Source organism: Ruminococcus sp. RTP21484sp1_RTP21281st1_A8_RTP21281_210402, from assembly GCF_040914025.1.
Taxonomy (GTDB): domain Bacteria; phylum Bacillota; class Clostridia; order Lachnospirales; family Lachnospiraceae; genus Blautia_A; species Blautia_A faecis.
Genome location: NZ_JBCPGE010000078.1, coordinates 1 through 11,735, shown reverse-complemented (window position 1 = coordinate 11,735; position 11,735 = coordinate 1). Strand labels below are relative to the sequence as shown.

Genomic DNA, 11,735 nt, shown 5'->3' with positions numbered 1-11,735 from the left:
CAATTTAACAAGCCCCAGCAAAAAGCCGGGGCTAATACTTCAATTATTTTAGGACATTTTCAAAAACGCTTGACACCTTTAATCTTCCTCTATATGCTCTCTTCCCTGGTCAATGATTGTCCGAACATGCTCATCTGCCAGAGAATAGAATATAGATTTTCCATCCCTGCGGCTTTTTACCAGTTTATTCTGTTTCAGGATACGAAGCTGGTGGGAAATAGCTGACTGAGTCATGTTCAATGCCTTTGCAAGGTCACACACGCACACCTCTGCTTCAAAAAGTACAAACAGGATCCGGATCCTGGTAGAATCTCCAAACACCTTGAACAGCTCTGCCAGATCATACAGCTCGTTTTCCTCCGGGATAGTCTCGTTTACAATTTGCAGAAGATTTTCATGAACCTCACAGCAATCACAGATTTCCACTTCTTTATCTATGTCTTTTTTCATTCTGAATACCTCGATATCATCATCAAAGATTTTTCACAAACAAAGTACGGATTGCATTGAGCACTGCCAGTACCATAACTCCTACATCTGCAAAAATGGCTATCCACATGTTTGCAATGCCGAGGGCACCAAGTACCAGGCAGATCAGTTTCACGCCAATTGCAAAATAAATATTTTCATATACAATTCGCATACACTTCTTGGCAATGCGAATAGCTTTTGCAATCTTCAACGGGTCATCGTCCATCAGGACAACGTCAGCCGCCTCGATTGCAGCATCAGAACCAAGAGCACCCATTGCAATACCAATATCCGCTCTTGAAAGAACCGGTGCATCATTGATTCCGTCTCCAACGAAGGCAAGCTTCTCTTTTTCAGACTTGTCTGAAAGAAGCTCTTCCACCTTGGAAACCTTATCTGCAGGAAGAAGCTCGCTGTGAACCTCTCCGATTCCAAGGTCAGCTGCTACAGACTCTGCCACTTTTTTTCCGTCACCAGTGAGCATAACCGTTCTTGTAATGCCTGCTTTTTTCAGGTTCTCAATTGCCTCTTTGGCATGAGGTTTGATAATGTCAGAAATCAGGATATGACCTGCATATTTTCCATCCACAGCCATATGGACAACCGTTCCTACATGATGGCACTCTTTGTACGCAATACCAAGACGGTTCATCAGCTTCGCGTTGCCGGCAGCTACAGACACACCGTCCACCTTTGCAATAACACCGTTTCCACCGATTTCCTCAATGTCTGTGACACGGCTGCGGTCAATTGGCTTGCCATATGCTTTCTGAAGGCTCTTGCTGATGGGGTGTGAGGAAGAGCACTCTGCATATGCTGCATATTCCAGAAGCTTTGCATCCTCCATCTCATTATGGTGGATTCCGCTGACCTCGAATACGCCCTTTGTCATAGTACCTGTTTTATCAAAAACAACAATCTTCGTCTGGGAAAGTGTCTCCAGATAGTTGGAGCCTTTTACCAGAACGCCCTGATTGCTGGCACCACCGATTCCAGCAAAGAAACTGAGGGGAATACTGATCACCAGTGCACATGGACAGCTGATTACAAGGAACGTCAGGGCACGGTAGATCCAGTCTCCCCATTCCGGAGAAAGTCCCATAAACAGCATTCTGCAAAGAGGCGGAATGACTGCAAGTGCCAGAGCACTGTAGCAAACTGCCGGGGTATAATATTTCGCAAATTTTGAAATAAAGTTTTCAGATCTGGATTTCTTGGAGCTGGAGTTCTCAACAAGATCCAGGATCTTGGAAACCGTAGATTCACCGAATTCCTTTGTGGTGCGGATTTTCAATACACCTGTCATGTTGATACAGCCGCTGATGACCTCATCCCCCACTTTTGCATCTCGCGGAAGGCTTTCTCCTGTCAATGCGCTTGTATTTAATGTGGAATTTCCGTCTTCAATCGTTCCGTCAATCGGAATCTTCTCTCCTGGCTGAACCACAATGATAGTTCCAACCTCTACCTCGTCCGGGTCTACCTTTTCCAGCTTGCCGTCCTGCTCGATATTTGCATAATCCGGACGGATATCCATCAGCTCGCTGATATTTCTTCTGCTCTTTCCAACGGCATAACTCTGGAAAAGTTCTCCGATCTGGTAAAACAGCATAACCGCAGTGCCTTCCTGATAATCGCCGAGAGCAATGGCACCAATTGTGGCAACTGCCATCAGAAAGTTTTCATCAAATACCTGACGGTTCCTAATTCCCTTAAACGCTTTTTTCAGAATATCATAACCGATTACCAGATATGGGATCATGTAAAGTGCCATTCGAAGAAAGCCATCTACCGGAAGAAAGCGCAGCAAAACCAAAAGGACAAAAGCAATAATAATTCTGGTCAATACTTTTTTCTGCTTCTTGTTCATATTCTTTCACATGCCCTGAGGGCACGGCCTCCATTATAATGATGTCGCTGGCACGCGACATATTCGCTTAATTCATTTGCGTGACTGAACAGAATACATCCAGTCCGGTCACTGTCCTACTGTTCATTCTGTGCCTAGAGCGTGTTTGAAAAATCATTCCCGCAATCTCCCACAAATTGTGACGTACATCTTGCAGAAAGCATTTTTCAAACACGCTCTAGTAACTGCTTTTCCTCATTGTTTTTATAAGAAGATCTCGCAGTCGTCTTCTACTTTCTTACAGTTCTTCAGGACTTCCTGCATAACAGCCTTCGGCTCCTGTCCATCTTCAAACTCAACGATCATTTTCAGAGTCATGAAGTTTACAGTCGCATCCTTAACACCAGCAGTGTTCTTAGCAGCTTCCTCCATCTTGTTTGCACAGTTTGCGCAGTCAACATCGATCTTGTAAGTTTTTTTCATGATAGTGGTCTCCTTTTGAAAATGTTCTCTTTTTCATATGAACAATTATTCATATGTTTGTTTTTATTATAGCATTTAAATAACTTCTGTCAATAGGTTTGGCATAAAATCTTTCTTTTTCTATGATTTAGCATAAATGCTTTCTTTTTCCTGTATTAATATAGTAATTTCTTTTTTTTGCCCTGTTCAATTCATTTTTTTTCGTGTATAATAAGTCGAATATTATTGGATTGAAATTAGAGGAGATTTTAAACATGAAAAGTTATCTAATCGTTTTTCTTATTTCTATGGTACCGCTGATTGAGCTGCGAGGCGCGATCCCATATGCTGTAGGCTTCGGAATTCCGCTGGTTCCGGCGTACATTATCGCCATTATCGGAAACATGCTTCCAGTACCTTTTATCTATTTCTTCGCCCGCAAGGTTCTGGAGTGGGGCAAGGATAAACCGGTGATCGGGCGCTTCTTTACCTTCTGTCTTGAGAAAGGCGAAAAAGGAGGAAAGGCCCTTCAGGCAAAGGCCGGCCGCGGATTATTCGTAGCGCTTCTGCTCTTCGTAGGAATTCCTCTTCCCGGCACAGGTGCCTGGACCGGAACCCTGGCTGCCAGCCTTCTGGACATGGACTTTAAGTCCAGTGTTCTGGCTGTAATGCTTGGTGTCATTCTGGCTGGTCTTATCATGGGCGCTGCAAGTGCAGGACTTTTTGGGGCATTATTTGCAGTATTCAGCTGACAGGATTACAAACAAAAAGTATATGAAGTTTATCTGATTACGAATAAACTCATATACTTTTTTTATGCCTTAAAAGAAACTAAAACCAGCCTCTGTCGTTTTCGCTCGTCTTAGAGCCTGTTTGAAAAATCATTCCTGCAATCTGCACGCCCCACTTTGCGGTATATTTCACCCGAATTCGGTTGTCGTAGCCCGCTACGACGCCCTCATCCGGGCAAAATCTCCCACAAATTGTGACGCACATCTTGCAGAAAGCCTTTTTCAAACACGCTCTAGTTTCTTTTCCCACCCATTTTTTAATTAATGTTTTTGTTCCTGTTCACAGAAAACCCGAAAATTGCGACGCAAAATCATGCGAATGCATGATTTCTGTGCATCGCGAAGCGTACTGCTGGTTAGGTCGTAAGCAGTAACATGTTTTTAGCTTCAGAAATTGTAATACGGTTCCTCATCCCGTGCCCGGTACTCATGCTTCTCATAATAGCCGATCAAAGTTCCGTCCTCATCACGCAGGGCTACCATATATACGTCCTTCGCCTGTTTCTCATTATAAAAAGTATGGATCCGGTTGTGCTCCTTATCTTCTTCAAACCAGGCAACCACTTTTTCAATTATTTCCTTTGACTTCGGATTGTGACAGTTCATAAGACTTTTTCCAAGCAGTGCCTCACCACCCCATTTATGATAACTCTCCACGGCCTTCGGATTCATGTAGATAATTTCATGCTTCAGGTTGCAGATAACAACGGATGCAACATCCTGATCGATAATACTTTTAAAATATGGTGTCAGATTCATTTTAAATTTTCCCTCCTGCTATGAAGCCTTTTTCAAACACGCTCCAGATAATGGATCTGGTTTCTGTTTACTTCAATAATCCCTTCTTTTCGCATTTTGCCAAGCTCATTGGAAAGCGCACTTCTATCTACTCCAAGATAATCAGCCAGTTCCTGCCGGTTAAAGGGGATCGTAAACCGGCTGCTGCCCTGCTGCACCATCTCCTGGGAAAAATAGGAAAGCAGTCTTCCCCGGATGGATTTCGGTGCCGTATGAAGGCTTCTTCTGGAAAGTTCCAGGTTCTTCTTCGCCATAACCATCAGCATGTTATGAATCAGTTTCTCGTGACAGGGGCAGGTATCCGGACAGGTGCGAAAAATCTTTCCCACCTCCAGAAAAAGGATCTGGCAGTCCTCTGCAGCTGTCACCCCTATGAGCAGCTTTTCCCCTGGAATACAGGCATATGTCTCTCCGAAAACCTGACCTGGCGCGATCCGGTTCAAAATACTCTTGTTTCCCATCATGTCAATGTTCTCAATATGAACACTGCCGTTAAGCACAAGTCCCATTGTCTTCACCTGGTCTCCCACCTGCCAGATCGTGCTGCCCTTGGCATAGCTTTGCGGAGTGGCTTTCAGACAGGAAAGCATGTGCTTTGTTTCTTCTGGACTTGTTCCCTGAAAGAGAAAAGTCCTGGAAAGAAATTCATAATTCATTTTTCTCCTTTTGTTGTTATAACAACATACTTGTTTGTTGGATTATATTATAGTATGCGTACAAAGTCAAGGGCGGAGGCAGAAATAAATTATCCATCTCTGACTTTCTCATGCGAAACGAAAAGAATTTCCTGTTACTTTTCCTTTCGTAATTACAAAACATTCAGAACCCAATCAACTTATTTTTACGAAATACTTATACCTTATAGAACAATATGATCAAATTCAGGAGGAAACTATTTATGGAACAGAACATGTTTTGTTTTCAGTGTGAACAAACTGCCGGATGTACCGGCTGTACAGGTGCCAAAGGAGTCTGTGGAAAAACCGCTGATACAGCCAGACTTCAGGATGAACTTACCGGAGCTCTCATCGGACTCTCCCATGCAGCAGATGAGAATACACCACTTGCAGAAACCACATGGAAACTGATGGTGGAAGGTCTGTTTGCTACCCTTACCAACGTAAGCTTCGATGACAAAGCCATCGCAGAAATCACAGACCGCATCCACCAGGAAAAAGCCCGGCTTCGCCCAGACTGTGGCGGCTGCGCTTCCCCTTGCGGACATAACGACGACTACGATATGAAGCTTCTCTGGAACGCCCAGGAAGACATCCGCTCCCTGAAATCTCTGATTCTCTTTGGAATCCGCGGAATGGCGGCTTATGCCTACCATGCAATGACACTTGGATATACTGACACAGAAGTAAACGAATTTTTCGCAAAAGCACTTTTTGCACTGGGCGAGGACTGGGATATGGACCTGCTTCTTCCTATTGTAATGGAAACAGGTAAATACAATCTTTCCTGCATGGAGCTTCTTGACCGCGCTAACACTGCCACTTACGGCACACCAGCTCCTGTTACAGTACCTCTTACTGTGGAAAAAGGCCCATTCATCGTCATTACCGGTCACGACCTCCATGACCTGAAACTTCTTCTGGAACAAACAGAAGGAAAAGGCATTAATATTTACACCCACGGTGAAATGCTTCCCTGTCATGCTTATCCGGAACTGAAAAAGTACAGTCACCTGAAAGGAAACTTCGGTACTGCATGGCAGAACCAGCAAAAAGAATTTGCAGAGCTCCCAGCTCCTGTTCTTTTTACCACAAACTGCCTGATGCCGCCGAAACCAAGCTACATGGACCGGGTATTTACTACAGGAACTGTCACTTTCCCTGGAACTGTTCACATTAATGAAGAAAAAGATTTCACACCAGTTATCCAGCGTGCCCTGGAGCTTGGCGGATATCAGGAAGACCAGCATTTTACCGGAATCAACGGCGGAACTTCCGTTACAACCGGCTTCTCCCATGGAACCATTCTTGGCGTTGCAGATCAGGTAATTGATGCTGTAAAAGCAGGTGCTATCCGTCACTTTTTCCTGGTAGCAGGCTGCGACGGCGCAAGAAGCGGACGCAATTACTATACCGATTTTGTAAAGCAGTCTCCTTCTGATTCCGTAATTCTTACACTTGCATGTGGAAAATACAGATTTAACGATCTGGACCTTGGAACCATCGGTGGGCTTCCAAGACTGATGGATATGGGACAGTGCAACGATGCTTACGGCGCGATCAAGGTTGCGGGCGCTCTTGCAGAAGCATTTGGATGTGGGGTAAATGAGCTTCCTCTTTCCATGGTGCTCTCCTGGTATGAGCAGAAAGCAGTTTCCATTCTGCTTACCTTGCTTCACCTTGGAATCAAAAACATCCGTCTTGGCCCGACCCTTCCGGCATTTTTATCACAGAATGTGCTCAATTATCTGGTAGAAAACTTTGGGATCGCTGCGATTACTACGCCAGAGGAAGACTTGAAAACGTTGTTGGGATAAGGAGGATACTCTCATGATCAGAAAAATCATTCATATAGATGAAGAAAAATGTAACGGCTGCGGGCTCTGTGCCCGCGCTTGCCACGAAAGTGCAATTGGAATTATAGATGGTAAAGCAAAACTGCTTCGTGAAGATTACTGCGACGGTCTGGGCGACTGCCTCCCTGCCTGTCCAACAAATGCCATTTCTTTTGTAGAAAAGGAGGCAGCTGCTTACGACGAAACCGCAGTTCTGGAAAATAAGAAAAAGCTGGAAGCACACTCCCAGCTTCAACAGTGGCCGGTACAGATTAAGTTAGTTCCCATCAATGCTCCATATTTTGACGATGCTGACCTTCTTATTGCTGCAGACTGCACAGCCTATGCTTACGCTAACTTCCATCAGGATTTTATCAAAGGTAAGATTACTCTTATCGGCTGTCCGAAACTGGACTCTGTAGATTACAGCGAAAAGCTCACCGAAATCATCCGTCAGAACAATATCAAGAGTGTTACCATCGTGCGTATGGAAGTTCCATGCTGCGGCGGAATCCAGAATGCAGCCATAAATGCCATGAAAGCCAGCGGAAAATTTCTTCCATGGCAGGTGTACACCATCTCCACAGATGGAAGGATTCTTGCCTGATTTTGCCCCACAAAAATCCGGACTGCTCCACACAGCCCGGATTTTTTATCCCTGTAATCCCTTTGATTGATGAATCATATCTTCCACTACAATATCAAAGATTTCTCCAATGGAATTACAAAATTGAATGTACTCCCATTTCTTTATTCTTCTTTATTCTTCTTTTCTCTTATAACTCCAAAATCATTTTTAATACATTCAGTACGCTGTCCGGACCTGGTTTCTCCAGTACGTATCTGGCGGCCTGCTTGGCTTCCTCGCGGGCAGTAGTAACTGCATAGCTCTTTCCAGCTTCCAGCAGCATGCTCACATCATTGCAGTTATCTCCGAAAGCAACAACCTCTTCTCTCTTCGTAATTCCAAGACGGTTACAAAGTTTCTGAAGAGCATTTCCTTTTCCGGAATGCACATCCACGAAATCCACCCAGTAATCACCGGAAGCCATGATCTGAATCTTATCTCCAAAACGCCGCTTCGCTTCCTCTGCTCCTACAGCTGCATCCACTTCTTCGTTGTACATGGCAACTTTTGTCATAGTCTCCGGGACATTCAATACATTGTCCACTTCATTTACATGAAGCTTATACCCTTCCCGAAGTTTCTTCACGAAAGCCTGGTCTGCCCGCTCCACATATGCCTGGGCACTACCTGCTGTCATAAAAGAAGCGCCCTCCTGGGCTCTCACATACTCCACAACCTCTTTGAGTATATCGGCAGGAATTGCCATTTTTTCAATAATCTCTCCCTGATAAGAAATGATTCCACCGTTTCCTGCAATAAAATAAATATCATCTTTCACAGGTGCAAACACTCTTTCTATACTGTCATATTCTCTGCCACTGACAGCTGCAAATACAATTCCCTTAGCCTTCAGCTTTCGGATAATGTCATAAATCTCCGGGTTAATATCCATGGTGCCTTCTTTCAGAAGTGTACCATCCAAATCTGATGCAATCAGTTTTATCATAGCTTTACCTCACGTATTCTAATAAAAATCCACCTACTGCCTCACAGAGGATTTCAACATATTTTCTATTCCATAAAAAAGTCCACAGAACTCCCAACCTTTATCTGTCAGAAATCCTGTGGACTATTATACTATGAAAGGAACACTTTATCCAGAGTATGTTAAAAAATCATTCCTGTAAACTGCATAATATGGTTTGTTCTCACGCCTTCAACAGACCACACAGACCTTCCGGAAAGTTATCAAAAAACGGAACTAAACTTCTCTTCTCAAATGTTCTATTTCTGCTCCTTCTGTACTTCTATAATATTGGCACAATCTTCATAGCCAGACGGAATCCTGTCTGTAATTATCGTAGATCTGTAAAAATCTGCAAAAGTCACAGAACTGATATTATCAAACTTTGAACTATCGCAGAGCACATAGCACTCCCTGCACTGCTCCATGGCAGCTGCTTTAACTGCCGCTTCATTGGCATCCGGGGTAGTACAGCCACTCTTTCTGGTAAGTCCATTGGTTCCAAAAAAGCCTTTGGTAAAATGATAACCACGAATCGTATTCATAGCCTGATTACCAATTACTGCTTCTGTAGTGCTCTTCAGCTCTCCACCTACAAGAAGAACCTTAAAGCCTCTTCCTGCCAGTGTCTGGGCATGTACCACTGCATTGGTAACAAATACTGCCCTTGTAACCTTAAGAAACTTCAGGATATCCCCAGTAGTAGTACCTGCATCAATATAGACAAAATCCTCATCCTGGATAAGACCTGCTGCATATTTTGCGATCCGGTCCTTCTCTTCCAGCTTCAGTCCCATTTTCTCGGCAACTGAATATTCATATGCAGTTACCCGCTCCTTCAGTTCCACGGCACCACCGAAAACTTTCTCCAGCTTGCCTTCCTTATCCAGTGCGGTAATATCTCTTCGCACTGTTGACTCTGATGTATCTAAAAGATCCTTCACTTCTGTGACAGTAATACTTCCTTTCTCTCTCAGAAGCTCCAAAATGATCTCATGTCGCTGCTGTGTTAACATTCTTTTCCCGCCTTATAATCTGTAACATTGGTTTCCAGAATGATCTTGCGCAGTGGCAGAATACTTCCCGGTGAAACAGAAAGTTCGTCCACTCCCATTGCCAGAAACTCTTTTGTAAGTGACTGGTCAGCACCAAGTTCTCCACAGATTCCAGCCCAGATACCAGCCTTATGAGCATTCTCCACAACCAGGGAGATCATGCGCAGCACTGCCGGGTGATGAGGATCAAAAAACAGGTCGAGCTGAGGATTCTGACGATCAATTGCCATAGTATACTGGCTGAGATCGTTGGTTCCGATGCTGAAGAAATCGACCTCTTTCGCAAGATCATCACTGATGATTGCTGCTGCCGGAGTCTCAATCATAATTCCCTGTTCCGGATTGCCAAACTCTACGCCCTGAGCGGTAAGCTCCGCTTTCACTTCCTCTACGATTCCCTTGATCTTACGCACTTCCTGTACGCTGGTGATCATAGGATACATAATTGCGATCTTGCCAAATGCACTGGCACGGAATAAAGCACGAAGCTGTGTCTTGAAAATCTCCGGTCTTGTCAGACAGATACGGATTGCCCTGCATCCCAGTGCCGGATTCTCTTCATGCTCCATGTGGAAATAATCGCATTGCTTGTCTGCACCAATATCCAGAGTACGGATAATCACTCTCTTACCTGCCATGGTCTGTGCAACCTGTCTGTAAATCTGGAACTGTTCTTCCTCTGTTGGGAAATCTTCTTTCTCCAGATAAATAAACTCACTTCTGAAAAGACCGATTCCACCAGCATCATTCTGAATGACTGTTGCCAGATCCTTGATGTTGCCAATATTAGCGTACAGCATTACTTTCTGTCCGTCAAGAGTAACGTTCTCTTTTCCTTTAAGGGTCAAAAGAAGCTGCTTTCTGGAAAGATCTTCTTCCTGGCGCTTCTTCATCTCTGCCAGAGTCGCCTCATCCGGATCTACATAAAATGTACCGTTTGCCCCGTCTACAATTCCAAGTCTGCCATCCATCTCACTCTCAAGAGACACGGAAGTATTTACAAGTGCAGGAATCGCCATGGTCCTTGCAAGAATCGCTGTATGGGAATTCAAGGAGCCTTTCACTGTAACAAAAGAAAGAACTTTACCCTTATCCAGCTGTACAGTCTCTGATGGCGCCAGATCCTCTGCCACGATGATCTTCGGCTCGTCTGCATCTACAGCCCCTGTCTCTTCTCCATTTAAAATGGTGAGAAGCCGCTCAGAAATATCACGAACATCTGCCGCACGCTCTCTCATATAATCGTCATCCATTACAGAAAACATCTGCGCGTAATTGTCACCTGTAGTTGCCACTGCATACTCTGCATTTACGCCCTGGCTGCGAATGATATTCTCTACAGATTCATTATATCCATCGTCCTCCATCATCATCTGATGAACTTCGAAGATTGCTGCATTGGCTTCCCCGACTTCTCTCAAGGCCTTATCGTAAAGTCCCTGAAGCTGTTTAATCCCTTCTGCCTTAGCTTTCTCATAGCGCGCCATCTCCTGTTCCGGATCATCAATCTTCACACGCTTAACCTGCTGCTCTTTTTTCTGATATACGCTGATCTTACCGATGGCAATACCACCGAAAACACTTTTTCCATTATATATCTGCATTTTTTCTCTCCCACTTATTTGATCTGCTGACAGGAGACCAAACGCTCCTTACAGCATTTCCCGTTCTCGTGATACTTACCAAAGACTCACGCAAATATCACTTTGACAGGCTGTTTACAAACAAACAGGGACATACCCGCAGGTATGTCCCCTTCCTGTCTTACAGAGTTTCCTGCATGAATTTGCTCACTGCCTCATATGCAGCGTCTTCGTCTGCGCCTTCAAATGTAAGAGTAACCTCATCGCCTTTCTTTACTGCAAGTCCCATAATTCCGAAGATTGCCTTACAGTTCATAGCCTTGCCGCCCTTTGCGATCTTGATATCAGAAGAAAAAGCCTTTACTGCTTTTACAAGCTCTCCTGCTGGACGTGCGTGGATTCCTTCCGGGTCTGTTACAACATACTTAAATTCTCTCATGATTCATTCCTCCATTTTTCTTTTTATCTTTGGTCTCTATTGATTTTCTTATTATTTAATTTCTTTATATCGGATTTCACATTCTGTGTCAATCACTGTTCACGATTATATTACAGTTCACTCTGCTCGCAATAACACGATTATACCTGCATCTCTTTTCCAGGCATGCTTACCATTCATTCC

14 protein-coding genes and 1 pseudogene are annotated in these 11,735 nt (G+C 44.2%); 5 read left to right on the top strand and 10 right to left on the bottom strand.

Annotated features, from left to right (window positions below; genetic code table 11):
* Nucleotides 1–78 precede the first annotated feature (78 nt).
* Together AB5170_RS21845 and AB5170_RS21840 are read right to left on the bottom strand one after the other, a co-directional pair.
* Nucleotides 79–450: a helix-turn-helix transcriptional regulator gene (locus AB5170_RS21845; protein WP_148461875.1), complete on the bottom strand. Its 372-nt coding sequence runs from the start codon at nt 448–450 to the stop codon at nt 79–81.
* 22 nt (nt 451–472) lie between these two features.
* Complete coding sequence (locus AB5170_RS21840; RefSeq protein ID WP_368361848.1) at nt 473–2,341, bottom strand: heavy metal translocating P-type ATPase; 1,869 nt, start codon at nt 2,339–2,341, stop codon at nt 473–475.
* Nucleotides 2,342–2,482: 141 nt separating this feature from the next.
* On the opposite strand from AB5170_RS21840, the gene AB5170_RS21835 reads away from it, so the two are divergent.
* Nucleotides 2,483–2,590, top strand: coding sequence for a DUF6783 domain-containing protein (locus tag AB5170_RS21835; protein WP_368361847.1), 108 nt, complete (start codon nt 2,483–2,485; stop codon nt 2,588–2,590).
* On the opposite strand, the gene AB5170_RS21830 is transcribed toward AB5170_RS21835, so the two are convergent.
* Entirely contained in the window at nt 2,585–2,803 is a 219-nt protein-coding gene (locus AB5170_RS21830) for a cation transporter (protein ID WP_118579549.1), read from the bottom strand. The genes AB5170_RS21835 and AB5170_RS21830 overlap by 6 nt on opposite strands.
* Before the next feature lie 254 nt (nt 2,804–3,057).
* Between AB5170_RS21830 and AB5170_RS21825 the strand changes: the two genes are divergently transcribed.
* Nucleotides 3,058–3,534: a small multi-drug export protein gene (locus AB5170_RS21825; RefSeq protein ID WP_118579636.1), complete on the top strand. Its 477-nt coding sequence runs from the start codon at nt 3,058–3,060 to the stop codon at nt 3,532–3,534.
* A gap of 79 nt (nt 3,535–3,613) precedes the next feature.
* Here AB5170_RS21825 and AB5170_RS21820 read toward each other — a convergent pair.
* Nucleotides 3,614–3,739 (bottom strand): annotated as a pseudogene (locus AB5170_RS21820) (DUF6783 domain-containing protein); the annotation flags it as partial.
* On the opposite strand from AB5170_RS21820, the gene AB5170_RS21815 reads away from it, so the two are divergent.
* Nucleotides 3,698–3,838, top strand: coding sequence for a DUF6783 domain-containing protein (locus AB5170_RS21815; protein WP_320055026.1), 141 nt, complete (start codon nt 3,698–3,700; stop codon nt 3,836–3,838). The pseudogene AB5170_RS21820 and the gene AB5170_RS21815 sit on opposite strands and share 42 nt — an antisense overlap.
* Before the next feature lie 122 nt (nt 3,839–3,960).
* On the opposite strand, the gene AB5170_RS21810 is transcribed toward AB5170_RS21815, so the two are convergent.
* The gene (locus AB5170_RS21810) at nt 3,961–4,332 is read right to left on the bottom strand and encodes a PAS domain-containing protein (protein ID WP_173719399.1); all 372 of its coding nucleotides are present in this window, start codon (nt 4,330–4,332) and stop codon (nt 3,961–3,963) included.
* 32 nt (nt 4,333–4,364) lie between these two features.
* Nucleotides 4,365–5,027 carry a Crp/Fnr family transcriptional regulator gene (locus AB5170_RS21805; protein ID WP_195409816.1) on the bottom strand — a complete coding sequence of 221 codons (663 nt, stop codon included), beginning with the start codon at nt 5,025–5,027 and terminating at the stop codon, nt 4,365–4,367.
* 242 nt (nt 5,028–5,269) lie between these two features.
* Here AB5170_RS21805 and hcp point away from each other — a divergent pair, with 242 nt between their 5' ends.
* A complete protein-coding gene (gene hcp / locus AB5170_RS21800; RefSeq protein WP_226838092.1) occupies nt 5,270–6,865 on the top strand; it encodes a hydroxylamine reductase in 1,596 nt (531 codons plus the stop codon).
* Between the two features lie 13 nt (nt 6,866–6,878).
* A complete protein-coding gene (locus AB5170_RS21795; protein WP_195991486.1) occupies nt 6,879–7,490 on the top strand; it encodes an ATP-binding protein in 612 nt (203 codons plus the stop codon).
* A 169-nt stretch (nt 7,491–7,659) separates the two neighbouring features.
* Here AB5170_RS21795 and AB5170_RS21790 read toward each other — a convergent pair whose 3' ends face one another.
* From AB5170_RS21790 to AB5170_RS21775, 4 genes are all read right to left on the bottom strand, one after another.
* Nucleotides 7,660–8,457, bottom strand: coding sequence for an HAD family hydrolase (locus AB5170_RS21790; protein WP_368361846.1), 798 nt, complete (start codon nt 8,455–8,457; stop codon nt 7,660–7,662).
* Nucleotides 8,458–8,735: 278 nt separating this feature from the next.
* Nucleotides 8,736–9,491: a DeoR/GlpR family DNA-binding transcription regulator gene (locus AB5170_RS21785; protein WP_173774156.1), complete on the bottom strand. Its 756-nt coding sequence runs from the start codon at nt 9,489–9,491 to the stop codon at nt 8,736–8,738.
* The gene (gene ptsP, locus AB5170_RS21780; protein ID WP_368361845.1) at nt 9,485–11,134 is read right to left on the bottom strand and encodes a phosphoenolpyruvate--protein phosphotransferase; all 1,650 of its coding nucleotides are present in this window, start codon (nt 11,132–11,134) and stop codon (nt 9,485–9,487) included. The genes AB5170_RS21785 and ptsP overlap by 7 nt, the downstream gene beginning before the upstream one ends.
* Nucleotides 11,135–11,294: 160 nt before the next feature.
* Nucleotides 11,295–11,552 carry an HPr family phosphocarrier protein gene (locus tag AB5170_RS21775; protein WP_118579528.1) on the bottom strand — a complete coding sequence of 86 codons (258 nt, stop codon included), beginning with the start codon at nt 11,550–11,552 and terminating at the stop codon, nt 11,295–11,297.
* Nucleotides 11,553–11,735: the final 183 nt, after the last annotated feature.